General features: G+C 66.8%; 24 protein-coding genes. 17 read left to right on the top strand and 7 right to left on the bottom strand.

Translation table 11 applies throughout. The features are described 5' to 3' along the window. Positions 1 to 133: 133 nt before the first annotated feature. The 10 genes from rpsE (at position 134) to ACZ0AE_RS04000 (ending at position 7,264) form a co-directional block, all read left to right on the top strand. Positions 134 to 676 carry a 30S ribosomal protein S5 gene (gene rpsE / locus ACZ0AE_RS03955; protein WP_038690276.1) on the top strand — a complete coding sequence of 181 codons (543 nt, stop codon included), beginning with the start codon at positions 134 to 136 and terminating at the stop codon, positions 674 to 676. Further along, complete coding sequence (gene rpmD / locus ACZ0AE_RS03960) at positions 669 to 860, top strand: 50S ribosomal protein L30 (protein ID WP_038690275.1); 192 nt, start codon at positions 669 to 671, stop codon at positions 858 to 860. Before rpsE ends, rpmD begins: the two co-directional genes overlap by 8 nt. A gap of 4 nt (positions 861 to 864) precedes the next feature. Next, positions 865 to 1,308, top strand: coding sequence for a 50S ribosomal protein L15 (gene rplO / locus ACZ0AE_RS03965; protein ID WP_038690267.1), 444 nt, complete (start codon positions 865 to 867; stop codon positions 1,306 to 1,308). 3 nt (positions 1,309 to 1,311) lie between these two features. Further along, positions 1,312 to 2,667: a preprotein translocase subunit SecY gene (gene secY, locus ACZ0AE_RS03970; protein ID WP_038690265.1), complete on the top strand. Its 1,356-nt coding sequence runs from the start codon at positions 1,312 to 1,314 to the stop codon at positions 2,665 to 2,667. A gap of 361 nt (positions 2,668 to 3,028) precedes the next feature. Continuing rightward, the gene (rpsM, locus tag ACZ0AE_RS03975; protein WP_019186163.1) at positions 3,029 to 3,385 is read left to right on the top strand and encodes a 30S ribosomal protein S13; all 357 of its coding nucleotides are present in this window, start codon (positions 3,029 to 3,031) and stop codon (positions 3,383 to 3,385) included. Between the two features lie 12 nt (positions 3,386 to 3,397). Beyond that, positions 3,398 to 3,787: a 30S ribosomal protein S11 gene (gene rpsK, locus ACZ0AE_RS03980; protein ID WP_017355427.1), complete on the top strand. Its 390-nt coding sequence runs from the start codon at positions 3,398 to 3,400 to the stop codon at positions 3,785 to 3,787. A gap of 14 nt (positions 3,788 to 3,801) precedes the next feature. Beyond that, a complete protein-coding gene (gene rpsD, locus ACZ0AE_RS03985; RefSeq protein ID WP_038690262.1) occupies positions 3,802 to 4,431 on the top strand; it encodes a 30S ribosomal protein S4 in 630 nt (209 codons plus the stop codon). Between the two features lie 55 nt (positions 4,432 to 4,486). Beyond that, positions 4,487 to 5,485, top strand: a complete 999-nt coding sequence (locus ACZ0AE_RS03990; RefSeq protein WP_038690260.1) for a DNA-directed RNA polymerase subunit alpha — start codon at positions 4,487 to 4,489, stop codon at positions 5,483 to 5,485. Between the two features lie 201 nt (positions 5,486 to 5,686). Beyond that, on the top strand, positions 5,687 to 6,073 hold the full coding sequence (gene rplQ, locus ACZ0AE_RS03995; protein WP_038690259.1) for a 50S ribosomal protein L17: 387 nt from the start codon (positions 5,687 to 5,689) through the stop codon (positions 6,071 to 6,073). A 684-nt stretch (positions 6,074 to 6,757) separates the two neighbouring features. Next, positions 6,758 to 7,264 (top strand): disulfide bond formation protein B, encoded by a 507-nt coding sequence (locus ACZ0AE_RS04000; RefSeq protein ID WP_463600439.1) that lies wholly within the window; start codon positions 6,758 to 6,760, stop codon positions 7,262 to 7,264. A 51-nt stretch (positions 7,265 to 7,315) separates the two neighbouring features. Here ACZ0AE_RS04000 and ACZ0AE_RS04005 read toward each other — a convergent pair whose 3' ends face one another. After that, positions 7,316 to 9,436, bottom strand: coding sequence for a TonB-dependent receptor (locus tag ACZ0AE_RS04005; RefSeq protein WP_463600440.1), 2,121 nt, complete (start codon positions 9,434 to 9,436; stop codon positions 7,316 to 7,318). A gap of 220 nt (positions 9,437 to 9,656) precedes the next feature. Between ACZ0AE_RS04005 and ACZ0AE_RS04010 the strand changes: the two genes are divergently transcribed. Both ACZ0AE_RS04010 and ACZ0AE_RS04015 read left to right on the top strand, forming a co-directional pair. Then, complete coding sequence (locus tag ACZ0AE_RS04010) at positions 9,657 to 11,048, top strand: class II 3-deoxy-7-phosphoheptulonate synthase (RefSeq protein WP_137190955.1); 1,392 nt, start codon at positions 9,657 to 9,659, stop codon at positions 11,046 to 11,048. A 108-nt stretch (positions 11,049 to 11,156) separates the two neighbouring features. Further along, complete coding sequence (locus ACZ0AE_RS04015) at positions 11,157 to 12,284, top strand: mechanosensitive ion channel family protein (RefSeq protein WP_463602057.1); 1,128 nt, start codon at positions 11,157 to 11,159, stop codon at positions 12,282 to 12,284. Positions 12,285 to 12,422: 138 nt separating this feature from the next. Here ACZ0AE_RS04015 and ACZ0AE_RS04020 read toward each other — a convergent pair whose 3' ends face one another. The 3 genes from ACZ0AE_RS04020 to typA are packed head-to-tail and all read right to left on the bottom strand — an operon-like array spanning position 12,423 to position 16,452. Further along, positions 12,423 to 14,048 (bottom strand): amidase, encoded by a 1,626-nt coding sequence (locus tag ACZ0AE_RS04020; protein WP_463600441.1) that lies wholly within the window; start codon positions 14,046 to 14,048, stop codon positions 12,423 to 12,425. Positions 14,049 to 14,104: 56 nt separating this feature from the next. Further along, on the bottom strand, positions 14,105 to 14,590 hold the full coding sequence (locus ACZ0AE_RS04025; RefSeq protein WP_038690247.1) for a DUF2127 domain-containing protein: 486 nt from the start codon (positions 14,588 to 14,590) through the stop codon (positions 14,105 to 14,107). Between the two features lie 14 nt (positions 14,591 to 14,604). Next, positions 14,605 to 16,452 carry a translational GTPase TypA gene (typA, locus tag ACZ0AE_RS04030; RefSeq protein WP_038690245.1) on the bottom strand — a complete coding sequence of 616 codons (1,848 nt, stop codon included), beginning with the start codon at positions 16,450 to 16,452 and terminating at the stop codon, positions 14,605 to 14,607. Between the two features lie 340 nt (positions 16,453 to 16,792). On the opposite strand from typA, the gene ACZ0AE_RS04035 reads away from it, so the two are divergent. From ACZ0AE_RS04035 to ACZ0AE_RS04055, 5 genes are all read left to right on the top strand, one after another. Then, a complete protein-coding gene (locus tag ACZ0AE_RS04035) occupies positions 16,793 to 17,284 on the top strand; it encodes a peptidylprolyl isomerase (protein WP_038690243.1) in 492 nt (163 codons plus the stop codon). A 149-nt stretch (positions 17,285 to 17,433) separates the two neighbouring features. Further along, entirely contained in the window at positions 17,434 to 18,420 is a 987-nt protein-coding gene (locus tag ACZ0AE_RS04040) for a malate dehydrogenase (protein ID WP_038690241.1), read from the top strand. Positions 18,421 to 18,697: 277 nt separating this feature from the next. Beyond that, a complete protein-coding gene (prpE, locus tag ACZ0AE_RS04045; RefSeq protein ID WP_463600442.1) occupies positions 18,698 to 20,575 on the top strand; it encodes a propionate--CoA ligase in 1,878 nt (625 codons plus the stop codon). A gap of 219 nt (positions 20,576 to 20,794) precedes the next feature. After that, positions 20,795 to 21,319, top strand: coding sequence for a hypothetical protein (locus ACZ0AE_RS04050; protein WP_447592112.1), 525 nt, complete (start codon positions 20,795 to 20,797; stop codon positions 21,317 to 21,319). A 77-nt stretch (positions 21,320 to 21,396) separates the two neighbouring features. Next, on the top strand, positions 21,397 to 22,455 hold the full coding sequence (locus ACZ0AE_RS04055; protein WP_463600443.1) for a suppressor of fused domain protein: 1,059 nt from the start codon (positions 21,397 to 21,399) through the stop codon (positions 22,453 to 22,455). A gap of 226 nt (positions 22,456 to 22,681) precedes the next feature. On the opposite strand, the gene ACZ0AE_RS04060 is transcribed toward ACZ0AE_RS04055, so the two are convergent. The 3 genes from ACZ0AE_RS04060 to ACZ0AE_RS04070 form a co-directional block, all read right to left on the bottom strand. Continuing rightward, positions 22,682 to 23,293 (bottom strand): glutathione S-transferase N-terminal domain-containing protein, encoded by a 612-nt coding sequence (locus ACZ0AE_RS04060; RefSeq protein WP_038690231.1) that lies wholly within the window; start codon positions 23,291 to 23,293, stop codon positions 22,682 to 22,684. A 90-nt stretch (positions 23,294 to 23,383) separates the two neighbouring features. After that, a complete protein-coding gene (locus ACZ0AE_RS04065; protein ID WP_038690229.1) occupies positions 23,384 to 23,842 on the bottom strand; it encodes a cell wall hydrolase in 459 nt (152 codons plus the stop codon). A 291-nt stretch (positions 23,843 to 24,133) separates the two neighbouring features. Further along, positions 24,134 to 26,167, bottom strand: coding sequence for an NADPH-dependent 2,4-dienoyl-CoA reductase (locus ACZ0AE_RS04070; protein WP_038690227.1), 2,034 nt, complete (start codon positions 26,165 to 26,167; stop codon positions 24,134 to 24,136). Positions 26,168 to 26,297: the final 130 nt, after the last annotated feature.

A 26,297-nucleotide genomic window follows, 5' to 3' on the forward strand; every position in this document is an offset into this window, starting at 1 on the left:
TGCCTCCACCTGCCTGCCGGCGCGGGTTGCGCCGGGCGACGTCCTTCTTCTGCAGGGGCGAACGATTCACCGCACCACTTCACAGCTATAAGCGGCCTCGAGCCGTACATACTCAATCAATCAAGGAATCAACATGGCAGAAGAACGTCAGCAGCGGGGTCGCGATCGCGACCGTAACCGCGAAGAGAAAGTCGACGACGGCATGATCGAAAAGCTGGTCGCGGTCAACCGCGTCAGCAAGACCGTCAAGGGTGGTCGTCAGTTCACCTTCACCGCACTGACCGTGGTCGGTGACGGCGCAGGCAAGGTCGGTTTCGGCTATGGCAAGGCACGCGAAGTGCCGGTCGCCATCCAGAAGTCGATGGAGCAGGCGCGCAAGAACCTGGCCGACGTCGATCTGAACAACGGCACCCTGTGGCACCCGGTGAAGTCCGGCCACGGCGCAGCCCGCGTGTTCATGATGCCGGCCTCGGAAGGTACGGGTGTCATCGCCGGTGGTGCCATGCGCGCCGTCCTGGAAGCCGTTGGCGTCAAGAACGTGCTGGCCAAGGCCGTTGGTTCGCGCAACCCGATCAACCTGGTTCGCGCCACGTTGAAGGGTCTGAGCGAAATGCAGTCGCCGGCCCGCATCGCGGCCAAGCGTGGCAAGAAGGTAGAGGATCTCAACCATGGCTAATGACACCACCAAGACCGTCAAGGTCCGTCTGGTTCGCGGCCTGCGTGGTGCCCAGGCGCGTCATCGCCTGTCGGTGCGTGCGCTGGGTCTGGGCAAGCTGAACGATGTCCGTGAACTGAAGGACAGCCCGCAGGTTCGCGGTCTGATCAACAAGGTCCACTACCTCGTCAAGGTTGAGGAATAATCCAATGACCATGCATCTGAATGAATTGAGCCCGGCACCGGGCGCTCGTAAAGAGCGTACCCGCGTCGGTCGTGGTATCGGCTCCGGCCTGGGCAAGACCTGCGGCCGCGGCCACAAGGGTTCGTTCGCCCGTAAGGGTGGCGGCAAGATCAAGGCGGGCTTCGAAGGCGGCCAGACCCCCATGCAGCGTCGTCTGCCGAAGGTCGGTTTCCGTTCCAAGATTGCCAAGGACACCGCTGAAGTGCTGTCCTACCAGCTGGAACGCCTGGAAGCCGGCGAGATCGACTTTGCCGCGCTGCGCGCTGCCAAGCTGGTCCCGAGCTCCGCTAAGCGGGCCAAGATTGTCATGAAGGGCGACGTCACCAAGGCGTTCATCCTGAAGGGCGTCGCTGCAACGGCCAGTGCCAAGGCCGCGATCGAAGCTGCCGGCGGCAGCGTACAGGAGTAAGACATGGCGCAAGCTGGCATTGGCAACCTCGGCGGCGGGCTCGGCAAGTTCACGGAACTTCGCCAGCGTCTGCTGTTCGTCATCGGGGCATTGATCGTCTATCGCATCGGCTGTTATGTGCCGGTGCCGGGCGTGAATCCCGATGCCATGCTTGCGCTCATGCAGGCGCAGGGCGGCGGCATCGTGGACATGTTCAACATGTTCTCGGGCGGCGCCCTGCACCGTTTCAGCATTTTTGCGCTGAACGTGATGCCGTACATCTCGGCGTCCATCGTGATGCAGCTGGCGGTCCATATCTTCCCGGCATTGAAGGCAATGCAGAAGGAAGGTGAGTCGGGCCGTCGCAAGATCACCCAATATTCCCGCATCGGTGCCGTGTTGCTGGCAGTGGTGCAGGGCGGCAGCATCGCGCTGGCGCTGCAGAACCAGCTGTCGCCGAGCGGCGCGCCGGTTGTGTACGCCCCGGGCATGGGCTTCGTGCTCACCGCCATCGTTGCGCTGACCGCCGGTACGATCTTCCTGATGTGGGTTGGCGAGCAGGTCACCGAGCGTGGCATCGGCAACGGCGTCTCGCTGATCATCTTCGCCGGCATCGTGGCCGGCCTGCCGGGCGCGGTCATCCACACCGTGGAAGCCTACCGCGACGGCAACATGAGCTTCATCGCGCTGCTGCTGATCGTGCTGGTGGTGCTGGCCTTCACCTACTTCGTGGTGTTCGTCGAGCGTGGCCAGCGTCGGATCACGGTGAACTACGCGCGCCGCCAGGGCGGTCGCAACGCGTACATGAACCAGACTTCGTTCCTGCCGCTGAAGCTGAACATGGCGGGCGTGATCCCGGCCATCTTCGCCTCGTCGATCCTTGCGTTCCCGACGACCCTGGCCATGTGGTCCGGCCAGGCCAGTTCGGCGACCTGGCTGCAGAAGGTGGCCAACGCGCTGGGTCCGGGCGAGCCGCTGCACATGATCGTGTTCGCTGCGCTGATCACCGGTTTCGCGTTCTTCTATACCGCGCTGGTGTTCAACTCGCAGGAAACCGCCGACAACCTGAAGAAGTCGGGCGCGCTGATTCCGGGCATCCGTCCGGGCAAGGCAACGGCCGACTATGTCGACGCCGTGCTGACCCGCCTGACGGCCGCCGGTTCGCTGTACCTGGTGATCGTCTGCCTGCTGCCGGAAATCATGCGCACCCAGCTGGGCGCGTCGTTCTACTTCGGCGGCACCTCGCTGCTGATCGTGGTGGTGGTGGTGATGGACTTCATTGCGCAGATCCAGGCGCACCTGATGTCGCACCAGTACGAGAGCCTGCTGAAAAAGGCCAACCTGAAGGGCGGCAATCGCGGCGGTTTTGCCCGCGGCTGATAAGCCTGTTACACTTTCGTCTTCCTGACGTGATGGTCCTCCGCTTCGCGGACCTGGCCACACAAACGAAGGGCGGCCCCCGCAGCGGTTCCGGGTGGGGGTGAGATCGGGTGGTCCCGCGCGGGAGTAGCGCGGGCGTCACCGGGAAGGGTACGAAAGTGCCAATTCCTGGAGTCAACCTGATCCGGCGCCGGAGCCTGGGCACACTCCCTGGGCCAAGTTCGTGAAACCTTGTGTTTCACGGGCTTCCAAGTAAACCGGAACCTTGTTAGTATCGCTAGTTCACTTTTTTGATCCATCCTGCCGGATTGGCGCGCCCCATGGTGCGCTGTCGGCCATCACTCAGCTGGAGAACCGCGTCATGGCGCGTATTGCAGGCGTCAACCTGCCAGCCCAGAAGCACGTCTGGGTCGGGTTGCAAAGCATTTACGGCATCGGCCGTACCCGTTCGAAGAAGGTCTGCGACGCCGCAGGCGTTACCTCGACCACCAAGATCCGCGATCTGTCGGAGCCGGAAATCGAGCGTCTTCGTCTCGAAGTCGGCAAGTACATCGTGGAAGGCGATCTGCGCCGTGAAATCGGTATCGCGATCAAGCGCCTGATGGATCTGGGCTGCTACCGCGGTCTGCGTCACCGTCGCGGTCTTCCGCTGCGTGGCCAGCGCACCCGTACCAACGCCCGCACCCGCAAGGGCCCGCGCAAGGCGATCAGGAAGTAAGGGACCTAAGAAATGGCTAAGCCCGTCGCTAAGACCAAGAAGAAGATCAAGCGCGTCGTCACTGACGGCGTCGCCCACGTCCACGCTTCTTTCAACAACACCATCGTGACCATCACCGACCGCCAGGGCAACGCTCTGTCGTGGGCGACCTCCGGTGGCGCTGGCTTCCGCGGTTCGCGCAAGTCCACCCCGTTCGCTGCCCAGGTGGCTGCCGAGAAGGCCGGCCGTGCCGCGCTCGACTACGGCGTCAAGTCCCTGGAAGTCCGCATCAAGGGCCCGGGTCCGGGTCGTGAGTCGGCCGTGCGCTCGCTGAACAACGTGGGCTACAAGATCACCAACATCATCGACGTGACGCCAATCCCGCACAACGGGTGCCGTCCGCCGAAGAAGCGTCGCGTCTAAAGGAGCGATAAGAAATGGCTCGTTATATCGGTCCTACCTGTAAGCTCGCCCGCCGCGAAGGCGCCGACCTTTCCCTCAAGAGCCCGGCGCGCGCGCTGGACTCCAAGTGCAAGCTGGAGCAGAAGCCCGGCCAGCACGGCGCCACTGCCCGTAAGGGCAAGCTGTCCGACTACGCTACCCAGCTGCGCGAAAAGCAGAAGGTCAAGCGTATCTACGGTCTGCTGGAGCGTCAGTTCCGCAACTACTACAAGAAGGCCTCGACCAAGAAGGGCAACACCGGCGAGAACCTCCTGCAGCTGCTGGAAACCCGCCTGGACAACGTTGTCTACCGCATGGGCTTCGCTGTGACCCGTCCGGCTGCTCGTCAGCTGGTCTCGCACCGCGGTGTCACCGTGAACGGCAAGTCGGTCAACCTGGCTTCTTACCAGGTCAAGGCTGGCGACGCTGTCGCGCTGTCCGAGAAGGCTGCCAAGCAGCTGCGCGTTCAGGAAGCCCTGACCGTGTCGGCCACGCACGACCTGCGTCCGTCGTGGGTTGAAGTGGATTCCGGCAAGTTCGCCGGCATCTTCAAGGCGGTTCCGGATCGTGCGGACCTGCCTGCGGATATCAACGAAGCGCTGATCGTCGAGTTGTATTCGAAGTAATTCACATTGGAGAATCCCCGGCGACGGCCGGGGATTCACTAGGAGAACCCGCAACATGACGGTTACCGCCAACCAGGTTCTGCGTCCTCGCGGTCCGCAGATCGAACGCCTTACCGACACCCGCGCCAAGGTCGTTATCGAACCCTTGGAGCGTGGTTACGGGCATACGCTGGGCAATGCCCTGCGTCGCGTGCTGCTGTCGTCCATCCCGGGCTTCGCCATCACGGAAGTTGAGATCGACGGCGTGCTGCACGAGTACACCACCCTTGAAGGCTTGCAGGAGGACGTGCTTGAAGTCCTGCTCAACCTGAAGGACGTGGCGATCCGTATGCATACCGGTGACAACGCAACCGTGTCGCTGTCCAAGCAGGGTCCGGGTGTCGTGACTGCTGCCGATATCAAGGTCGATCACAACGTCGAGATCCTCAACAACGACCATATCATTTGCCACCTGACCAAGGACACGGCAATCAATATGCGTTTGAAGGTCGAGCGTGGTTTCGGCTACCAGCCGGCGGCCGCGCGTCGTCGTCCGGATGAAGAAACCCGTGCCATCGGTCGTCTGGTCCTGGACGCCTCGTTCTCGCCGGTCCGTCGCGTCGCCTATTCGGTGGAAGCGGCCCGCGTTGAACAGCGTACCGATCTGGACAAGCTGGTGCTGGACATCGAAACCAACGGCACGATCGATGCCGAGGAAGCCGTGCGCACTGCCGCGGATATCCTCAGCGATCAGCTGTCGGTCTTCGGTGACTTCACCCACCGCGACCGCGGTGCTGCCAAGCCGGCCAACAACGGCGTGGATCCGGTGCTGCTGCGCCCGATCGACGATCTGGAATTGACCGTTCGCTCGGCCAACTGCCTGAAGGCAGAGAGCATTTACTACATCGGCGATCTGATCCAGAAGACCGAAGTGGAACTGCTCAAGACCCCGAACCTCGGCAAGAAGTCGCTGACCGAGATCAAGGAAGTCCTCGCACAGCGCGGTCTTTCGCTCGGCATGAAGCTGGAGAACTGGCCGCCGGCCGGTGTCGCCCAGCACGGCATGCTCGGCTGATCCAGCGCTACGCAAGATGCTTGACCCCGCACCTTCGGGTGCGGGGGCTTTACCCGCAGTACCTCGCATCGACAGGCCCATAGCCTGCGGTGACGGTCGGCCAGGAGGGCCGGCATCGGACCAACCGCAGTCCAAGCAGCAACGCCAGGATGGCGACAGCGATACCCAACCGATCCAACATTCAATCAAGGAATCACGTCCATGCGTCACATGAAGTCCGGCCGCAAGTTCAACCGCACCAGCGCTCACCGCGAAGCAATGTTCAAGAACATGGCTGCGTCGCTGTTCAAGCACGAGCTGATCAAGACCACGCTGCCGAAGGCCAAGGAACTGCGCCGCGTCGCCGAGCCGCTGATCACCCTGGCCAAGGTCGACTCCGTCGCCAACCGTCGTCTGGCGTTCGCCCGTCTGCGTGACAACGAAGCCGTGGGCAACCTGTTCACCATCCTGGGCCCGCGCTACGCGACCCGTCCGGGTGGCTACCTGCGTCTGCTGAAGTGCGGTTTCCGCGCTGGCGACAACGCTCCGATGGCCTACGTCGAACTGGTCGACCGTCCGGCTGCCGTGGCTGAAGCCGTCGAAGAATAATCGACGCGCAACACCCGTAATTCGGTGAAGAACCCGGCCTTGTGCCGGGTTTTTCCGTTTGTGGCCGTGAGAAAAGGCAAGGGCGGCAGTGCAGTACGTCGGTTCCTGCGATGGGCCCTGGTGGGGGTGGGTCTACGGGACACGCTGCAAGTCCCGCTCCGCGGCCCGGCCCAGCCGCTGGCGGCTGTGCGTTCGGACGCATGCGAGGCAGTGCCTCGCAAGCAATGCGCCCTCACCCATGTAAGCTCCGTCGCCGCATCCATGCGGCTCAGGGTCCCGTAAACCCACCCCCACCAGCGCCTGGACAGTGGGTCGGTGCGCACGGGAAGGGCAAAGCCGTGCTGTCGACCCCAGCGTGCCTTGACGGCGGCTGTGCAGCCCAACCACACCGCTCGATGGCGTGCTGTTCAATGCTGCGGCACCAGCCAACTGTCCAGGCGGCGGTACGGGTGGGTTGGCGGGACCCTGAGCGCCATGGATGGCGCGACGGAGCCTCCAAGGATGGATTTACGGCGTGTCCCGCCAACCCACCCGTGCCGACGCCCCTACTGGGCAACACAGCGTGGGTGTGGACCTTGGAACACGCTGTCTGGTCCAGCGGGCCGATAGCCGGTAGGACGGCAGGGGCCGGGGCCTGCGGCGCCCTGTTAATCTTGGCGCCTTGCACGTTCACGAGTGTTGCCAATGAATCCACTGCGCTGGAATTACCGCGCCCAGTTCCTGCTGGGGTTCCTGATCTGCGCCGGGCTGCTCGCCTATGCGATCTTCCTGCAGCTGAAGATCGGGCTGGAGCCGTGCCCGTTGTGCATCTTCCAGCGCCTGGCGTTCGCCGCGCTCGGCCTGCTGTTCCTGATTGGCGCCCTGCATGGCCCGCGCGAACGTGCCGGCCGTGGCACCTATGGAGTGCTGGCCTTCATTGCCGCCGCCGTCGGTATGGGCATTGCCGGCCGCCACGTCTATGTGCAGCTGCTGCCCAAGGACATGGGCTCCAGCTGCGGCCCGCCGCTGGCCTTCCTCAGCGAAACCATGGGCCCGCTCGAAGTGTTCCGCACCGTGCTGACCGGCACCGGCGATTGCGGCAACATCGACTGGCGTTTCCTCGGCCTCACCATGCCCATGTGGAGCCTGGTGTGGTTCGTGCTGCTGGCCGGTTGGGCCCTGTACGCCTCGTCCCGAAAGCGCCGCGCCTGATCCGGCGCATCCCGGGCCCGCCGGCATATGGCCGGCGGACCGGGTAGCCGCTTAGAAGTCCTGCTGCAGGCTCAGGTAGGCGCCACGGCGCGGGCCCCACTGCGGCGCGAACACCCCGATGCCGCCGCCGTCGCGCAGTTGGTAGCTGCGGTCCAGCGCGTTGACCAGCGCCAGCTGCGCGTGCAGCGGGTGCCCACTGTCGGCGTTGAAATCATGCGCCGCGCTCAGGTTCACCTGCAGGTAGGACGGCAGCTCACCGCCGTTGGGCACGCCCTCGGTATCCGAGCGCAGCCCGCTGCCGAACACGTAGTTCGCGCCCACCCGGTTGTGGCCGGCAAAGGCGTAGCTGACCCCGCCTGACGAGGTCAGCTTCTGGTCGTGGTCCAGGTGGATCCAGTTGTCCTGCACGTAGGCCAGCGCCTCCGGGTCCAGGTTGTACTGGCCGGTGAGCACCTGCTTGCCCATCGCCTTGTTGTAGGCCGCATTGACGTACGCGCTGAGCGGCCCCCGGCTGTAGTCCGCGCTGAACTCCACGCCGTGGATGTGGCCGCGGCGGTAGTTGAAGGTGGAGTAGATATAGGCAGCGCCGAACTGGCCTTCGTCCTGCAGGCGATCGACCTTGCGGTCGTACGCGTCCAGGCCCAGGGTCAGGTGCTCGCCAACCTGCTGGGAGATCCCCACGTCGTAGTAGTCGCTGCGCTCGGACAGCGGCGTGGTGCTGCCGATGGCCGGCTGCGCATTGGTGGTGCCGTCGTACAGCGCGATGTCGCTGCCGGCCACCAGTTCACTGGCTGGCGGCGTGAAGTAGCGCGCGTAGCCGGCGTGCACGGTGGTGCTGTCGGTGGCATTCCAGACCACGCCCAGGCGCGGGCTGAGCTGGCCTTCCGTGCCGCCGAAGGCCCGGTAGCGGTCGCCGCGCAGGCCGTAGTTGAGCGTCCAGTCGGTGCCGATGCGCCATTCATCCTGCACGTACAGCGCCGCGGTGCTGGCGTGGAAGGCGCTGGTGTCGGGGATCACAAGGGGCGTGGTGCTGGCCTGGTGGCCGTCCGCATCGACCGGGAACACCCAGGCGGTACTGCCCGCACGCGCACGTTCGCTGTTGTCATACAGGCCGTAACGCAGGGTGTGGTTGTCGCCGAGCGGGGTGGAGAAGTCAGCCTGCACGGTGGTGGCGCGGTTGCTGCGCTGCACCTGCGAGGCCACCCCGTTGAAGACCAGGTCGCCGGCCACGTCCGGGTTGAACGCCAGGTCGCTGTAACGCTGCCCGGCCGAGACCTGGTAGGCGGTGTCGCCCAGCGTGCCCTGCAGCACCAGCATGCCGAAGCGGGTGGTCTCACGCTGCGTCTCGTCCAGCTGCGCCGACTCCTGCCCGGCGGTATCCAGGTAGCCGAACTGCGGTTCCTGGCCGGGGTTGGTCGGAATCTGGAAGCGGTTGTTGGCGAACCCGGCGAACAGGCTCAGCCGGGTGCTGTCGTTGACCAGGTAGGTGAGGTCGGCGAACGCCTTGCCCTGGTGGGTGTCGTCATGATCGGGCCGGCGCGAGGCGGTCGGGTTTTCCAGGCCAACCTCGTTCTGGTTGTAGTTGCCGGTCAGGTACCAGCTCCAGCGGCCCTGGCTGCCCCACCAGGAGGCGTTGGGGTTGAGCGTGCCGAACGACCCGGTGGTGATGCCGGCGCTGCCGCCATTGCCCAGCTCGGCGCCGCTGCGGGTGGTGATGTCCACCACGGCGGCGGTGCGCTCGCCGAACTGGGCCGGCAGCGCACCATCCATCAGGCGGATGCTCTTGATCGTGCGCGCGTCCAGGGTCTGGCCGAAGCCGGAGATGGATTCGGGCAGCAGGACCCCGTTGAGGCGGTACTGCAGGTTGGCGTGATCGCCCCGCACGTGGACCCCGCCGTAGCTGTCCTGGACCACGCCAGGGGCCTGCAGCAGTACCTGGCTGAGCGGGGCCGACGCACCCAGCGGCTGCTTCTGGATGTCCTCGGCGGTGATCTGGTACTGGCTGCTGCCGATGTCCGGCGAAAGGGTGTTGCGGGCCTGGTCGAGCTGGGCACTGACGGTGACCGCATCCAGGTCGGTGACGGCGGGCGTGGCGGGCGCGTCGGCCAGGGCGGGCAGGCTGGTGACGGTGAGGGCGAAGGCAATGGCGGCGGTGAGCGCAGAGGGCTTCATGGGGGCGGCGTTGGGCTGGGCAGGGAAGGGGGTGCCGGCCTGGCAGTGTTACTCCGTAACAAATCATGCGCCTGTCCGCCGGCCTCTGGGCATGCCGTTCGTGGCCGATCGCGCCGGCCGTTTTCCGGCGTTCAGCTGCCGCCGCCGGGCGCGCGGTGCTTTGCGTCGGCGGCGCGCTCTGCGACCATGGCCGGTCCCCACCCCCTGCCGGAAGTCCGTGATGAGCCCGTCCGCCCCGCCCGTAGCCGATCCTGTCGCGACCGCCGTCGATACCGCCTGGTCGCCGGAAAGCTGGCGCGGCAAGACCGCGCTGCAGATGCCGACCTATCCCGACCCGCTGGCGCTGGACGCGTCCCTGCACGAGCTCAAGCGGCTGCCGCCGCTGGTCACCTCCTGGGAGATCCTGGCGCTCAAGCAGCAGCTGGCCGATGCGCAGGAGGGCAAGCGCTTCCTGCTGCAGGGCGGCGACTGCGCCGAGAACTTCAGCGACTGCGAGTCCACCACCATTTCCAACCGGCTCAAGGTGCTGCTGCAGATGAGCCTGGTGATGGTGCATGGCATGCGCAAGCCGGTGATCCGGGTGGGCCGCTTCGCTGGCCAGTACGCCAAGCCGCGCTCGGCCGATACCGAAACCCGCGACGGCGTGACCCTGCCCAGCTACCGCGGCGATGTGATCAACGCGCCGGAGTTCACCGAGGCCGCCCGCCTGCCCGATCCGCGCCGGATGCTGCAGGCTCACGCGCATTCGGCGATGACCATGAACTTCGTGCGGGCGCTGATCGACGGTGGCTTCGCCGACCTGCACCATCCCGAGTACTGGAACCTGGACTGGGTGCAGCACTCGCCGCTGGCCGCCGACTACCAGAAGATGGTCGCGTCGATCGGCGACGCGGTGCACTTCATGGAGACGCTGGCCGGGGTGCGCGTGCACAACCTCAACCGGATCGATTTCTACACCTCGCACGAAGCGCTGCTGCTGCCCTACGAACAGGCGCTGACGCGCCAGGTGCCGCGCCAGCAGGGCTGGTTGAACCTGAGCACGCACTACCCGTGGATCGGCATGCGCACCGCTGCGCTCGACGGCGCGCACGTGGAATACCTGCGCGGCGTACGCAACCCGATTGCGATCAAGGTGGGCCCGTCGGTGCAGCCGGACCAGCTGCTGCGCCTGATCGACGTGCTCAACCCCGATGACGAACCCGGCCGCCTGAGCTTCATCCACCGCATGGGCGCGGCGCATATCGCCGAGAAGCTGCCGCCGCTGCTGGATGCGGTCAAGCGCGACGGTCGCCGCGTGCTGTGGGTGTGCGATGCGATGCACGGCAACACCGAGAGCACCAGCAACGGTTACAAGACCCGTCGCTTCGACAACGTGCGTGGCGAAGTGGAGCTGTCCTTCGACCTGCATGCCGCCGCCGGTACCCGCCTGGGCGGCGTGCACCTGGAACTGACCGGTGAGGACGTGACCGAATGCACCGGCGGTGCGCGCGAGCTGACCGAACGCGACCTGGAGCGTGCCTACCGGTCGTCGGTGGATCCGCGCCTGAACTACGACCAGTCGCTGGAGATCGCCATGGCGATCGTGCGCAAGCAGCAGCATTACGCCGCCTGATGTAGCCGCCGCCGTCCACGCGCGGCTTACATCCGGCTGACACGCTGGTCATCGCCGCGCTGGCACCCTGCGGTCTTCCGTTGAAGACCGCAGGAGCGTGCAGTGACAGTGGACTGGCAACAGGCGGCGTTGTATCTGTGGCCGATCGGCATCGCGCTGGCGGTGGGTTTCACTGGCTGGTGGCTGTTGATGGCGCTGACCCGACGACTCAAGGGCCGTGACTACCGGCGTGCGCGCATTGCCCGGGTGATCAGCCGCCCGCTGGCGTTCGCGCTGCCGTTGCTGTTGCTGATTCCCGCGCTGGAGGCCACGCCGCTGCAGGGGCGCTGGTTGGAGGGTTCGCTGCGCATGCTGCACATCGGGCTGACGGCCTGCTTCATCTGGCTGCTGGTGCGCGCGGTGGCCGCCGGCGAGCAGGCGATCCTGCGCGACCACCCGATGGAGGTGGCCGACAACCTCGAGGCGCGCCGCGTGCAGACCCAGACCCGGGTGCTCAGCCGCGTGCTGATGGGCGCGATCATCCTGGTGGGCATCTCGCTGATCCTGCTCACCTTCCCGATGGTGCGGCAGATCGGCACCGCATTGCTGGCCTCGGCCGGCATCATCGGCCTGGTCGCGGGTATCGCCGCCAAGCCGGTGTTCGGCAACCTGATTGCCGGCCTGCAGATTGCCTTGACCCAGCCGATCCGGCTGGACGACGTGGTGATCGTGGAGGGCGAGTGGGGGCGGGTCGAGGAGATCGGCAGCAGCTACGTGGTGGTGCGCATCTGGGACGAGCGGCGAATGGTAGTGCCGCTGACGTGGTTCATCGAGAACCCGTTCCAGAACTGGACCCGGCGCAGCGCCGACCTGCTGGGCACCGCGTTCCTGTGGCTGGATTACCGGGCGCCGATTGCGGCGATCCGCGCCGAGCTGGAGCGCATCTGCAAGGGCGAGGCGCTGTGGGATGGCCGGGTGTGCGTGACCCAGGTCACCGAGACCACCGACCACACGCTGCAGGTGCGCCTGCTGGTCAGTGCGCGCAATTCCGGCGATGCCTTCGACCTGCGCTGCATCGTGCGCGAGCGGATGCTGGACTTCCTGGCCCGCGAGCACCCGCAGGCGCTGCCGCGCACCCGTGCCGAACTGCTGCAGCAGCCCGATCCCGGTCTGCGTGGCCCGCGTTCGCAGCCGGCCGACGATGTGCGCTCGCCGGGCGCCGAGGACGGCGCGCCGGCGATCCAGCCGGAACCGTAACGGGCGTGGATGGTCGGTGCGTCGTCGACCGACCAACGGTCGGGCGCTACCGGGGTGTGGCCCGGCGAACGGGGGATGGATCGGTGGCGCGAACGTGCCGAAGCCCGGTAGGTACCGACCGTTGGTCGGTACGCCACCTCAGGGCGGGCTGATATGCGGCAGCAGGCTGTTGGTCCGGAACCGCGGTGGGCGCCGGGCGCGGGTGCGCTGTTCGTAGGCGTAGGCCAGCTCGATCAGGCGCGGTTCGCTCCAGGCCGTGCCCATGAACAACAGGCCCAGCGGCAGGCCGTCCACATGCGCCATCGGCACGCTCAGGCTCGGGTAGCCGGCCACGGCGGCGGCGCTGTAGCTCTCGCCGGGGAAATCATCGCCCGCGCCGGCGCGGATCGGCCAGGCGACACCGGTGGTCGGTGCGATCAGTGCATCCAGCTGTTGCGCGCGCAGGGCGGCGTCGATGCCCTCCGGTCCGGCCAGGCGCCGTGCCTGGCTGCGCGCGGCGATGTAGGTCGCATCGCCCAGCCCACCCACCGCGGCCGCCTCGTCCATCAGGTCCTGGCCGAACGGCATCAGCTCCTTGTCGGCGTGCTCCCGGTTCCAGGCGATCACCTGGTCCAGGCTGCGCACCGGTGCGTTGTAGCGGGTGAGGTAGCGCTGCAGGCCGGCCTTGAACTCATGCAGCAGCACGATGCGCTCGGCATCCTGCCACTGGCCCTGGGTCGGCAACTGCACCGGCACCACCACGGCGCCGGCCTCGCGCAGCACGCTGATCGCGTGTTGCAGCGCCGGGGCGATACCCGGCAGATCGTCAAGCGGACCCTGCAGCACCCCGATGCGCGCGCCGCGCAGGCTGTCGGCGTTCAATCGCGCGGTGTAGTCGTACACCGCGCGCCCGGGCATGGTCGCGGTTGCCGGGTCGGCGTCGTCGCGGCCGGCCATGGCGGTCAGCAGGGCGGCGGCATCGGCGACGCTGCGCGTTATCGGCCCGGCGGTGTCCTGGCTGAAGGAGATCGGGATGATGCCTTCGCGGCTGATCAGCCCGACGGTGGGCTTGAGGCCGACCACGCCGTTGATCGCCGCCGGGCAGACGATGCTGCCGTCGGTTTCGGTGCCCACCGCTGCCGCAGCCAGGTTGGCCGACACCGCCACCGCGCTGCCGCTGCTGGAGCCGCAGGGGGTGTGGCTGAGCCGGTAGGGGTTGCGGGTCTGGCCGCCACGTGCGCTCCAGCCGGAGATCGACTGGCTGGAGCGGAAATTGGCCCACTCGCTCAGGTTGGTCTTGCCCAGCACCACCGCGCCGGCCGCGCGCAGGCGGGTGACCAGGAAGGCGTCGTCGGGGCGGAATTTCGCCAGTGCCAGCGAGCCGGCGCTGTTGCTCATCGGGCGTGCGCCGATGTTGTCCTTGAGCAGCACGGGGATGCCGTGCAGCGGACCGCGCAGCTGCCCGTGCCGGCGTTCGGCATCCAGCGCGGCGGCGTCCTTGAGGGCGTCGGGATTGAGCTCGATCACCGCGTTCAGGCGCGGGCCGGCGCGATCAATGCGCGCGATCCGTTCCAGGTAGGCGCGGGTCAGGGTGACGCTGTCCAGGGCACCGGCGGTCATCTGCGCCTGCAGGTCGACGATGTCGGTCTCGGCGTAGGCGAAGGGCGTATCGGGGGCCGACACGGCAGGGGCGGCGTTGGCTTCGCTGGCGTGAACCGGCGCAGGCGCAGGCGCGCAGCCGCACAGCGACACGATCATCACCATCGATGTCAGCGGCAGACGCATCAGGGTGTCCCGGGAACCGGCGCTCAGGCTAACCAGCCGGTGCCACGCTTTGCAACTCAGTGCGGGGCGGTCGGCGTGGGATGACGCTTGCGGATATCGCGGGCGAGTACGCCGACCACGATCAGGTTGATCACCAGCACCGACCACGAGGCCCAGCCAGGGTGGCGGATGATGGCGTAGATATCGAACGGCAGGTAGATGCCGGCAGTGACGCAGCCCAGCCAGGAGGCCCAGGCCTTGGCGCGCCAGAGGCCCCAGGCCTCGAAGAGATGCAGCACCCCGTAGGCCAGCATGGCCACCGCGGCCAGATGCACCGCATCGGGATTGATCATGTTGAGCAGCGAGGGCAGGGTGCCGTGATCCGGGTCCAGACTGAAACGCCGGATCAGGGCATTGACCGCCTCACGCAGTGGCTGCGGGCCGAGCATTTCCAGCCCGGTTGCCGCCAACAGCGCCAGGACCGCCTTGCTGGCTTCCAGCAAGGCGATCAGGTGCAACCCCGGATGCTTGTGAGGATCCGGGTTGTAGGGCTTGTCGATCACGACAATGGGTCCGATCAGCCGCCGCGCGAAGCCTTCTTGCGGTCGCTTTCGGTCAGGCCCTTCTTGCGCAGGCGGATTTCCTTCGGGGTGATCTCGACCAGCTCGTCGTCTTCGATGAAGTCCAGGGCCTGTTCCAGCGAGTACTTGATCGCCGGGGTCAGCTGGATCGCATCGTCCTTGCCCGACGCGCGCATGTTGGTCAGCGGCTTGGTCTTGATGGCGTTGACGGTCAGGTCGTTGTCCTTGGAGTGGATGCCGACCAGCTGGCCTTCATACACGTTGTCGCCTTCAGCAGCGAACAGCTTGCCGCGTTCCTGCAGCGGCCCCAGGGAGTACGCCGGGGTGGCACCCGGAGCATTGGCGATCATCACGCCGTTCTGGCGCTTGGCGATCGAACCCTGTTCCTTCGGACCGTAATGGTCGAACACGTGGAACAGCAGGCCCGAACCCTGGGTCAGGGTCTTGAACTCGTTCTGGAAACCGATCAGGCCACGGGCCGGGATCTGGTATTCCAGGCGCACGCGGCCCTTGCCGTCCGGCTCCATGTTCTTCAGCTGGCCCTTGCGGGTGCCCAGCTTTTCCATGACGCCGCCCTGGTGCTGTTCTTCGATGTCCACCACCAGCTGCTCGATCGGCTCCATGGCCTGGCCGTCGATCTGCTTGATGATCACTTCCGGGCGCGACACGGCCAGCTCGTAGCCTTCACGACGCATGTTCTCGATCAGCACCGACAGGTGCAGTTCGCCACGGCCGGAGACCAGGAACTTGTCGGCGTCTTCCAGCTGTTCGACCTTCAGGGCCACGTTGTGGACCTGCTCGCGGTCCAGACGGTCCTTGATCTGGCGGCTGGTCAGGAACTTGCCACCGGACAGGTCCTTGTTGCCGGCGAACGGCGAGTTGTTGACCTGGAAGGTCATCGAGATGGTCGGCTCGTCGACGGTCAGTGCCGGCAGCGCTTCCGGGGTTTCCGGGTGGCACAGGGTGTCGGAGATGGTCAGCTCGGCAATACCGGAGATGGCGACGATGTCACCGGCTTCGGCGGAGTCCTGCTCGATGCGCTCCAGGCCCAGGAAGCCCAGCACCTGCGCGACCTTGCCGTTGCGCTTCTTGCCTTCACGGTCGATGACCGCAACCTGCATGTTCTTCTTCAGGGTGCCGCGCTGGATGCGGCCGATGCCGATCACGCCCACGAAGTTGTTGTAGTCCAGCTGGCTGATGCGCATCTGGAACGGACCATCCGGGTCCACTTCCGGCTTCGGCGCGTGCTGCATGATCGCTTCGTACAGCGGGGTCATGTCGCCGTCGCGCACGCTGTCTTCCAGGCCGGCGTAGCCGTTCAGGGCCGAGGCGTAGACGATCGGGAAGTCGAGCTGTTCATTGGTGGCGCCGAGCTTGTCGAACAGGTCGAAGACCTGGTCGATCACCCAATCCGGACGCGAGCCCGGGCGGTCGACCTTGTTGACCACGACGATCGGCTTGAAGCCCATCGCGAAGGCCTTCTGGGTGACGAAGCGGGTCTGCGGCATCGGGCCGTCCATCGCGTCGACGAGGATCAGCACGGTGTCGACCATCGACAGCACGCGCTCCACTTCGCCGCCGAAGTCGGCGTGTCCCGGGGTGTCGACGATGTTGATCCGGTTCTTGATGCCGGTCTTCTTGTCTTCCCAGGTGATGGCCGTGTTCTTGGCCAGGATGGTGATGCCGCGTTCCTTTTCCTGGTCATTGCTGTCCATCACGCGCTCGGCGAGCACGGTGCGCTCGGAGAGGGTGCCGGACTGCTTGAGCAGCTGGTCGACGAGGGTGGTCTTACCGTGGTCGACGTGGGCGACGATGGCGATGTTGCGAAGATTTTCGATAGACATGCGAAAGGGGGCCAGTCGGCGCCGGATTTGGAAAAAGAAGTCCAACATTATACGGCCAACATGACCAATCGCGAAAAGTGCGTTTCAGGTTGTCCCGCATCCCCATTCAGGTAGTGTCGGCAACGGGCTCGCAAACCCATGATCTCCAGCAGGTTTTGCCTGGCTGCCGGCCAGCGGCCGGCACTACCGCCGTCCCCGAGGCATTCAGCAAAGCGTTTCCGTGCCGGCGCGGAGGTGCCTGGGCGCGTGGCGACGCGTTTGTCCAACAGGCGCCCGTTGGTCAGGGGGCGCGGTGTATCCTATGGAGCTAACGACAAACCCCCGTACCCCAAGGATTTGCATGTCCCTCATCGCCACTTTCGACACCACCCAGGGCCCGATCAAGGTCGAGCTGTTCGCCGACAAGGCCCCGCTGACGGTTGCCAACTTCGTCAACCTGGTCAAGCGCGGCTTCTATGACGGTCTGGTCTTCCACCGCGTGATCCCGGACTTCATGATCCAGGGCGGTTGCCCGAAGGGTCAGGGCACCGGCGGTCCGGGCTACAAGTTCGAAGACGAGAAGAACGGCGTGCGCCATCAGGTCGGCTCGCTGTCCATGGCCAACGCCGGTCCGAACACCAACGGCAGCCAGTTCTTCATCACCCACATCAAGACCGATTGGCTGGACGGCAAGCACACCGTGTTCGGCCAGGTCCTGGACGGTCAGGCCATCGTGGACTCGGTCAAGCAGGGCGACGTGATCCATTCGATCACCCTGGAAGGCGACACCGACGCCGTGCTGGCCGCCCAGGCCGAGCGCGTGGCCGAGTGGAACAAGCTGATCCCGGCCTGATCCACCCCTTGAACGGCCCCCTGCGAAGGGGGCCGTTTCTACGTTTCGGCCGCCCCGCCAGGCATGCCCCCGCCCGCGCGGCCATCTCCCACACAGCTACTTAGCCGGCCAGCGGCCGGCACTACAGCTTCTTAGCAGAGGAAATCCCCATGAAAGCACCTGTTCGTGTTGCCGTGACCGGCGCCGCCGGCCAGATCGGCTACGCCCTGCTGTTCCGCATCGCCTCCGGCGAAATGCTGGGCAAGGACCAGCCGGTCATCCTGCAGCTGCTCGAGCTGCCGGTGGACAAGGCCCAGGCCGCGCTGCGCGGCGTGATGATGGAACTGGAAGACTGCGCCTTCCCGCTGCTGGCCGGCATGGTCGGCACCGATGACGCCGAAGTGGCCTTCAAGGACGCCGACATCGCCCTGCTGGTCGGCGCGCGTCCGCGCGGCCCGGGCATGGAGCGCAAGGACCTGCTGCTGGAAAACGCCAAGATCTTCACCGCGCAGGGCGCGGCGCTGAACAAGGTCGCCAGCCGCAACGTGAAGGTGCTGGTGGTCGGCAACCCGGCCAACACCAACGCCTACATCGCCATGAAGTCGGCGCCGGACCTGAACCCGCGCAACTTCACCGCCATGCTGCGCCTGGACCACAACCGCGCGCTGAGCCAGCTGTCGTCCAAGCTGGGCAAGTCGGTCGGCGGCATCGAGAAGCTGGTCGTGTGGGGCAACCACAGCCCGACCATGTACCCGGACTACCGTTTCGCCACCGCCGACGGTGCGTCGGTTGCCGATGCGATCAACGACCAGGAATGGAACGCCGGTACCTTCATCCCGACCGTGGGCAAGCGCGGCGCGGCGATCATCGAGGCCCGTGGTTCGTCCTCGGCCGCTTCGGCCGCCAATGCCGCCATCGACCACGTGCGCGACTGGGTGCTGGGCAGCAACGGCAAGTGGGTCACCATGGGCGTGCCGTCCGACGGTTCCTACGGCATTCCGGAAGGCGTGATCTTCGGCTTTGCGGTGACCACCGAAAACGGTGAGTACACCCTGGTCAAGGACCTGCCGGTGGACGACTTCAGCCAGAAGTACATCGACAAGACCCTGGCCGAGCTGGAAGAAGAGCGCAGCGGCGTGGCCCACCTGCTGGGTTGATCGACCGGCGGCGACCTGCCGGCCCTGTGCCGGTACGCTGTTGAAAAACGCCGGGCATTGCCCGGCGTTTTTTTGTGGGAAACGCCAACCGCCGCCCCGGTAATGCCGGCCGCTGGCCGGCTCTCGACAATCCCCGGTAGTGCCGGCCGCTGGCCGGCTCTCGACAATCCCCGGTAGTGCCGGCCGCTGGCCGGCCCGGTGTACGACCAAGGTCGGGCGGTTCGTTCGCCGCCATCGGACTATGCTCGATCCCATGATTCTGTCTGGGAGGGCTGTCATGCGTTACGAAGAAATGTACCGGCGTTCGGTGGATGAACCCGAAGCGTTCTGGGCCGAAGAGGCGCAGCGCATCTACTGGCATAAAGCGCCGGAGCAGATCCTCGATTACAGCAACCCGCCCTTCCGGCGCTGGTTCGTCGGCGGGGAAACCAACCTCTGCTACAACGCCGTGGACCGCCACCTGGTCGATCGCCCGGACCAGCTGGCACTGGTGGCCATTTCCACCGAAACCAACGTCACCCGCGAGATCACCTACCGGCAGCTGTACCGCGAAGTGAATGCCTTCGCAGCGGTGCTGCAGCGCCTGGACGTGCAGCGTGGCGACCGTGTGGTGATCTACATGCCCAACATGGCCGAGGCGGTGTTTGCGATGCTGGCGTGCGCGCGCATCGGGGCGATCCACTCGGTGGTGTTCGGCGGCTTTGCCGCGCATAACCTGGCGCTGCGCATCGACGATGCCGAACCCAAGCTGCTGATCGCTGCCGATGCCGGCAAACGCGGTGGCAAGGTGATTCCGTACAAGGCGATGGTCGATGCGGCATGTGCCGAAGCCACCTCGCCGCCGCCGCACGTGCTGATCGTCTCGCGCGGGCTGGACCCGGCCGAACCGAAGGTGGCCGGTCGCGATGTCGACTACGCCACGCTGCGCGCCGATGTGGGCGACCAGGACGTGCCGGTGGTGTGGCTGGAAGCCAGCGAGCCCAGCTACCTGCTGTATACCTCCGGCACCACCGGCAAGCCCAAGGGCGTGCAACGCGACGTGGGCGGCTACGCGGTGGCGATGGCGCAGTCGATGCAGACCGTGTTCGACTGCAAGCCGGGCCAGGTGATGTTCTCCACCTCCGACGTGGGCTGGGCGGTGGGCCATTCCTACAACGTGTACGGCCCGCTGATCGGCGGCTGCACCTCGCTGCTGTACGAAGGCCTGCCAACCAACCCGGACCCGGGGATCTGGTGGGCGTTGTGCGAGCAGTACAACGTGCGCACGCTGTTCTCGTCGCCCACCGCCATCCGCGTGCTGAAGAAGCACGACACCGACTTCATCACGCGCCACGACCTGGATGCGCTCAAGTACGTGTTCCTGGCCGGCGAGCCGCTCGACGAACCCACCGCGCACTGGATCAACGACGCGCTGGGCAAGCCGATCATCGACAACTACTGGCAGACCGAAACCGGCTGGCCGGCGCTGACGTTGTTGCCCGGGGTGGACATGAAGCCGGTGCGGTTCGGCTCGCCCGGGTTCCCCAACCTCGGCTACAAGATGAAGGTCATCGACGAGAACACCGGCGATGAAGTGGCGCCCGGGCAGAAGGGCGTGCTGGTGATGACCCCGCCGTTGCCGCCGGGGTGCATGAGCACGGTATGGAAGGACGACGACCGGTTCCTGCAGAGCTATTTCAGCCACTTCAAGGAGCTGCTGTACAGCTCGCTGGACTGGGCGATCCGCGACGCGGACGGCTACACCTTCATCCTCGGCCGCACCGACGATGTGATCAACGTGGCCGGGCACCGGCTGGGCACGCGCGAGATCGAAGAGTGCATCTCCGGCCACCCGCTGGTGGCCGAGGCGGCGGTGATCGGGGTCAAGGACGAGCTCAAGGGCCAGGTGCCGCTGGTGTTCGTCACCCTGCGCCAGGCAGTGGACGGCGATGGCAGCACGGTGATCACCGAGATGATGCAGCGGGTCACCAACTCGCTCGGTGCACTGGCGCGGCCGGCGCACATCCATATCGTCAATGCGCTGCCCAAGACCCGCTCGGGCAAACTGCTGCGGCGCTCGCTGCAGGCGCTGGCCGAAGAGCGCGATCCGGGTGATCTGTCCACGCTGGATGATCCGGCGGCGCTGGACGAGATCCGGCGCGCGCTGGGGCGGTGACCGGCGCGTGCTGCAACGCATTATCGGTGTCGGCCAGCCTCAGGTAAGCTCCGGGAGTGACCGCTGCAGGCCCCAGGGCCGGGCGTCGCGCGCTGGGGACACGGCGCGCGGGGACGCCGGCGTGGAGATCCGCCTGGAACGGTCGCAAGGGGGCGCACGTGCACCGGCCAACGGCCGGAGGACGGGCGTGGCAATGCAGCACGCAACAGGGGGAAGTACATGGCCTACATCCATGGCAAGACGGCCGCCGGCCGCCAGGAAATCGAAGACCGTGCACGTCGGCTGCCGCCGGCGTTGCGCTCCATTCTGCTGATGGTGGATGGTCAGCGCGATGACGATGCGTTGACCGCCTTGTTGCCGGGCCTGCGCGCGCCGGACGACGCGCTGGCCCAGTTGGCAGAGATGGGTCTGATCGACGTGGTCGGCGGTGCCGTCGCGCCGCCCGCCGCGCGTGCGCTCACCGCCGGGCGCGAGCAGGACCCGGATCTGTACAAGCGCCTGTACGACTGGATGAGCGAATCGGTGCGCCGCCATCTGGGCCTCAAGGGCTACTTCATGCAGCTCAAGATCGAGCGCTGCACCAATGCGGCAGGGCTGGAAAAGCTGTGGCCGGACATGGCCGCCGCCGTCGCCAAGGCCAAGAGCCCGGCGTTGGCCAGCCGCTGGTTGAGCGACACCCATGCGCTGCTCGACGCATCGCCGCAGCTGCAGCCCGACGCCAGCGCCGAACCCGTGCCTGGCTGAATCGCCGGCGCCTGCAAGGGTGGTCGTTGCGGCGCGGGGGCGTTACCTTGCCCGGCTACACCTGCAGGAGCACCGCGATGGACCTCACGCACGATGACCACGGCACCCCCGGTTGGGATGCCATCAACGCGGCCTTGGTTGCGCTGTACCCGGGGCAGGAACCCCGGCACTTCGGTACGGCGTTGCCTCACACTCTGGGCGGCAACGACCCGCTGGACGGGATCAGCGTGTACTGGGCCGAATCGCCCCGCCCGCACTGGCATTACGTCACCTATGGCTTCTCCGAGCTGTACGACAAGCAGAGTGACGATGCGGCCGACAGCGGCTACGGTTTCGAGCTGACGTTCCGCCTGGCCGCCGCGTCAGGGCAGGGGCCTGACGACGCGCCGCCGGTGTGGCCGATGAACCTGCTGCAGAACCTGGCGCGCTATGTCTTCAGCAGCGGCAATGTGTTCGAGGCCGGGCACCACCTGGATGCCAACGGTCCGATCGCGCTGGACACCGACACCGTGCTGCGCCACCTGGCGCTGGTGGAGGATCCGCAGCTGCCGCCGCGCGACACCCCCAACGGCCGCGTGCGTTTCCTGCAGATCGTCGGGCTGGTCGATGACGAAATGGCGGCGGTGCGGCGTTGGTCCACCCAGGGCGTGCTGGACGCGCTGCTGCCGGCCATGCCGCTGTGGATCACCGACCTGCAGCGCGGTTCGCTGCTGGCCGACCCGGCCCTGGCCGCGCAGGTGGAGGCGGGCAGTGCGCGTGACGGCTCCACCACCGGCCTGCTGTTCCTGGAAACGCTGGACTGGGCGGCCGAGGGCGACAGCGTGGAGCTGGTGCTGGGCGCCGGCCAGGTGCCGGGGGTGCTGGAGCTGCTGCCGTTGCGGCTGGACCACGGCCACGCGCTGACCCTGCTCAACGCACAGCGCAGCTGGCGCTTCGAGCCCGGTGAGGCTGACCAGCTGGAGATCGCGCCGGACAGCGCGCGATGCGTGCTCAGCCCGGCCACCCTGCGTGCGCTGCTGGACCATCTGCACGCCCAGCGCGGCGTTTACCCGCTGCCCGGTGGCCGCCTGCGGATCCGGGTGGAACCCACCCAGCTGCGCGACGCACAGGGCAACGTGGTGCGCACCGTCGGGTAGAGCCACCCCACGGGTGGCTGCGCGCGGTGCCCGATTCGGTAGAGCCACCCCATGGGTGGCTGTGCGAGGTGCCCGATTCGGTAGAGCCACCCCATGGGTGGCTGTGCGCGGTGCCGGATTCGGGGGCAGCCACCCATGGGGTGGCTCTACCGAGGGACAGGGCCGCCCAAAAAAAGCGCCCGGCAGTGCCGGGCGCTTCGCTTATATATATGTCGCGTGGAACGACTCAGCTCAGGCCTTCGGCCTTCAGCGTGGCCTGCACGCCGGCATCGGCGTCCATGCGGGTCTTGTACGCGGCGATGTTGTCCAGACCGCTCAGGTCGATCTTGGCGCCGGCCGCCCAGCGCAGCGTGATGTAGAAGTACGGGTCGGCGAAGCTGCGGAAACCGGCCAGCCACGGGCGGTCGGCGAGCTGCTTGTCGGCACGCTCGAACAGGCCGCGCAGGCGCTTGCGCGCGGTGGCGCGGAGGGCGTCGTACTGGCTGTCGTCTTCAATGAAGTTGGCCGGGCCGAACAGTGGCTTGAACGCCGGGTGCAGGTCCGAGTTGACGAAGGACAGCCAGCGGGTGGCTTCGGCGCGCTGCTGGGCGCTGCCGTCACCGGCCAGGCCGGCCTGCGGGTACGTGTCGGCGATGTAGCCCATGATGGCCGCGTTCTGGGTCAGGATGAAATCACCATCGACCACCGCGGGCACCGAACCGGCCGGGTTGATCTTCAGGAATGCAGGCGCCTTCAGCGTGTCCTTGTCGAGCAGTTCCACCTCGAACGGCTGGCCGGTCCACTGCAGGGCGATGTGGTCGGCGGTGGAGCAGGCACCGGGCTTGCTGTACAGCTTCATGGGAACTCCGTTGACGGATGGGTGGAAGGTCAGCTGCCCACTATTCCAGAGCAGGCCCCGCATCCTCAACGGTATGGCCGTAACAGACCGTTACGACGTGCGCGGCTTGAGTTTCTGCACGCGGTAGAACGTGTGGTCACCGATGGTGGCCACCTGGTAGGCATTGCGCCAGCTGGGGTTGGCGATCGCCAGGGCCGCGAAGTGGCTGGCACCGGGCACGATCTCCTTTCGCTCACCCACCGGCAGGGCCCAGTTGCGCTCGGCATCGAAGGCCACCGTCATCGCTTCCTGCCAGGCGTCGGCATTGCCCAGCTGGGTGCCGGGCGCCACGATGGTCGGGGCGAACTGCTTGCGCGCGGTCACCACCTTGCACATCGAGTCGCCCCACAGCCCACTGTCCAGGCGGCGCAGGGCCACTTCGGCAACGGCTTGCTGGCCGCGCAGGGTCTGGTCACGCGCTTCCAGGTAGACGGTCGTGCTCAGGCACAACGAATCGGCGGCCGGCTGCGGCAACAACTGCGACAGCCAGAGAATCCAGGCCAGTTTCATAAATCTCCTTGCTCCGTGTAGGCCGCACCTGGCTTGTCCATCCGATCATACGGACGGGGCGTGGATACGACTTGGCGTCATGGGGAGGCGACCATCGGGGTCGCCCGGGGGCGGACCCGAACAAGACGTGGGGTCCGCGCGCTCACTCGAACTGGGTGGTGAGCGGGAAAGTTGGCGCACGATAGGGGGCCATTTCCCAATGCATCCTGAACCTGAAAGCTTGACATTCAGGTTCGGAGCGCGGGCCGGAATGGGCTTCCGGGCCCGTATTCAGGTCGCCAGCGACCCGTTTCAGAGCTGCGCGGCGAGGTGGCTGCCCTGGTGGATCGCACGCTTGGCATCCAGTTCGGCGGCCACGTCGGCGCCGCCGATCAGGTGCGCGTTGACCCCGGCCGCCTGCAGCGCGGCGTGCAGATCGCGGCGCGGTTCCTGGCCGGCGCAGACCACCACGTGATCCACCGGCAGGGTCTGTTCCTGGCCCTCGATGCGCACGCGCAGGCCGGTATCGTCCACGCCCAGATACTCCACGCCGCCCAGCATCTTCACGCCCTTGGCCTTGAGCGTGGCGCGGTGGATCCAGCCGGTGGTCTTGCCCAGGCGCGCGCCGGGCTTGCCCGGGCTGCGCTGCAGCAGCCAGACCTTGCGCGCCGGTGCTTCGGGCGCGGGCTTGGCCAGCGCACCGCGGGCTTCAAAACTGGGGTCCACGCCCCATTCGGCCATCCAGCGGGCGGGATCGAGCGCGCTGGAGGGGCCGTCATGGACCAGGAACTCGCCCACGTCGAAGCCGATGCCGCCGGCGCCGATGATGGCCACCTGCGCGCCGGCCTGGACCCGGCCCAGCAGCACGTCCAGGTAGTTGACCACCTTGGGGTGGTCGGCACCGGGGAAGTCGACCCGGCGCGGGGTGATGCCGGTGGCCACCACCACCTCGTCGAAACCGGCCAGGCCGGCGACGTCGGCCACGGTGTCCAGCTTCACCTCGACCCCGGTCTGCTCAAGCTTGTGGCGGAAGTAGCGCAGGGTCTCGTGGAATTCTTCCTTGCCCGGAATGCGCTTGGCCACGTTGAACTGGCCGCCGATCTCGCTGCCGGCGTCGAACAGGGTCACCTGGTGGCCGCGTTCGGCGGCGACCGTGGCGCAGGCCAGCCCGGCCGGACCCGCGCCGACCACGGCCACGCGCTTGGCGGCGGTGACCGGGCGGTAGACCAGCTCGGTTTCGTGCACGGCGCGCGGGTTGACCAGGCAGCTGGCGGTCTTGTTCTCGAACACGTGGTCCAGGCAGGCCTGGTTGCAGGCAATGCAGGTATTGATCGCTTCGGGGCGACCGGCGCGGGCCTTGTTGGCCCATTCCGGATCGGCCAGCAGCGGCCGTGCCAGCGACACCATGTCCGCGCCGCCGCTGGCCAGGATGCGCTCGGCCACGTCGGGCATGTTGATGCGGTTGGTGGCGATCACCGGCAGCTGCACATGCGGCTTGAGTTTGGCGGTGACCCCGGCGAAGGCCGCGCGCGGCACCGAGGTGGCGATGGTGGGGATGCGCGCTTCGTGCCAGCCGATGCCGGCGTTGATCAACGTCGCGCCGGCCGCCTCGATCGCCTTGGCCTGCTGCACGATTTCATCCCAGTTGCTGCCGCCTTCGACCAGGTCCACCAGCGACAGCCGGTAGATGATGATGAAGTCCGGGCCGCAGGCCTCGCGGATGCGGCGCACGATTTCAACCGCAAAGCGCATGCGCTGCGCGGCGTCGCCGCCCCAGCGGTCGGTGCGCGTGTTGGTGCGCGGGGCGATGAATTCGTTGATGAGATAGCCTTCCGAACCCATCACTTCCACGCCGTCGTAGCCGGCCTCGCGCGCCAGCCGCGCGCTGCGCGCGTAATCGGCGATGTGGCGGTCAACGCCACCGGCGCTCAGCGCACGCGGGGTGAACGGATTGATCGGCGCCTTCAGCTTGCTGGGGGCCACCGACAAGGGGTGGTAGGCATAGCGCCCGGCGTGCAGCAGCTGCAGGCAGATCTTGCCGCCGTTGTCGTGCACTGCGGCGGTCACCTGGCGGTGCGGACGCACTTCCCAGGGCCAGGACAGCTTGCCGCCGAAGGGCTTGAGCCAGCCGACCACGTTCGGTGCGAAGCCCCCGGTCACGATCAGGCCGACCCCGCCGGCCGCGCGCTCGGCGAAATAGGCGGCCAGGCGCGGGAAATCGCGCGCGCGGTCCTCCAGGCCGGTGTGCATGGAACCCATCAGGACGCGGTTGCGCAGCTGGGTGAAGCCCAGGTCCAGCGGGGCGAACAGATGGGGGTAAGCGGGGGATTCGGCGGCTGGCGACATGTCGATACGCTTGCGTACGGAAGCGTGAAGCGTGCCGCGTATGCCCCCCAAGAGCAAGGGGGGACTACGCCATCGCATTCGCGCTGCCGCCCCACGCGTTGCCTGGCAGGCCGGGGGCGTGCGTGGAGCC

The sequence above is a fragment of the Stenotrophomonas sp. AC248 genome (assembly GCF_979258185.1).

Coding starts and splice junctions, on each gene's coding strand:
- ACZ0AE_RS04035 (WP_038690243.1), top strand. CDS start 16,793: ATGTCCCTCATCGCCACTTTCGACACCACCCAGGGCCCGATCAAGGTC.
- ACZ0AE_RS04040 (WP_038690241.1), top strand. CDS start 17,434: ATGAAAGCACCTGTTCGTGTTGCCGTGACCGGCGCCGCCGGCCAGATC.
- ACZ0AE_RS04010 (WP_137190955.1), top strand. CDS start 9,657: ATGAGCCCGTCCGCCCCGCCCGTAGCCGATCCTGTCGCGACCGCCGTC.
- ACZ0AE_RS04060 (WP_038690231.1), bottom strand. CDS start 23,293: ATGAAGCTGTACAGCAAGCCCGGTGCCTGCTCCACCGCCGACCACATC.
- rpsE (WP_038690276.1), top strand. CDS start 134: ATGGCAGAAGAACGTCAGCAGCGGGGTCGCGATCGCGACCGTAACCGC.
- rpsD (WP_038690262.1), top strand. CDS start 3,802: ATGGCTCGTTATATCGGTCCTACCTGTAAGCTCGCCCGCCGCGAAGGC.
- ACZ0AE_RS04005 (WP_463600440.1), bottom strand. CDS start 9,436: ATGAAGCCCTCTGCGCTCACCGCCGCCATTGCCTTCGCCCTCACCGTC.
- ACZ0AE_RS04020 (WP_463600441.1), bottom strand. CDS start 14,048: ATGCGTCTGCCGCTGACATCGATGGTGATGATCGTGTCGCTGTGCGGC.
- ACZ0AE_RS03990 (WP_038690260.1), top strand. CDS start 4,487: ATGACGGTTACCGCCAACCAGGTTCTGCGTCCTCGCGGTCCGCAGATC.
- ACZ0AE_RS04050 (WP_447592112.1), top strand. CDS start 20,795: ATGGCCTACATCCATGGCAAGACGGCCGCCGGCCGCCAGGAAATCGAA.
- ACZ0AE_RS04070 (WP_038690227.1), bottom strand. CDS start 26,167: ATGTCGCCAGCCGCCGAATCCCCCGCTTACCCCCATCTGTTCGCCCCG.
- ACZ0AE_RS04055 (WP_463600443.1), top strand. CDS start 21,397: ATGGACCTCACGCACGATGACCACGGCACCCCCGGTTGGGATGCCATC.
- rplQ (WP_038690259.1), top strand. CDS start 5,687: ATGCGTCACATGAAGTCCGGCCGCAAGTTCAACCGCACCAGCGCTCAC.
- rplO (WP_038690267.1), top strand. CDS start 865: ATGACCATGCATCTGAATGAATTGAGCCCGGCACCGGGCGCTCGTAAA.
- typA (WP_038690245.1), bottom strand. CDS start 16,452: ATGTCTATCGAAAATCTTCGCAACATCGCCATCGTCGCCCACGTCGAC.
- rpsK (WP_017355427.1), top strand. CDS start 3,398: ATGGCTAAGCCCGTCGCTAAGACCAAGAAGAAGATCAAGCGCGTCGTC.
- prpE (WP_463600442.1), top strand. CDS start 18,698: ATGCGTTACGAAGAAATGTACCGGCGTTCGGTGGATGAACCCGAAGCG.
- ACZ0AE_RS04065 (WP_038690229.1), bottom strand. CDS start 23,842: ATGAAACTGGCCTGGATTCTCTGGCTGTCGCAGTTGTTGCCGCAGCCG.
- rpmD (WP_038690275.1), top strand. CDS start 669: ATGGCTAATGACACCACCAAGACCGTCAAGGTCCGTCTGGTTCGCGGC.
- rpsM (WP_019186163.1), top strand. CDS start 3,029: ATGGCGCGTATTGCAGGCGTCAACCTGCCAGCCCAGAAGCACGTCTGG.
- ACZ0AE_RS04000 (WP_463600439.1), top strand. CDS start 6,758: ATGAATCCACTGCGCTGGAATTACCGCGCCCAGTTCCTGCTGGGGTTC.
- secY (WP_038690265.1), top strand. CDS start 1,312: ATGGCGCAAGCTGGCATTGGCAACCTCGGCGGCGGGCTCGGCAAGTTC.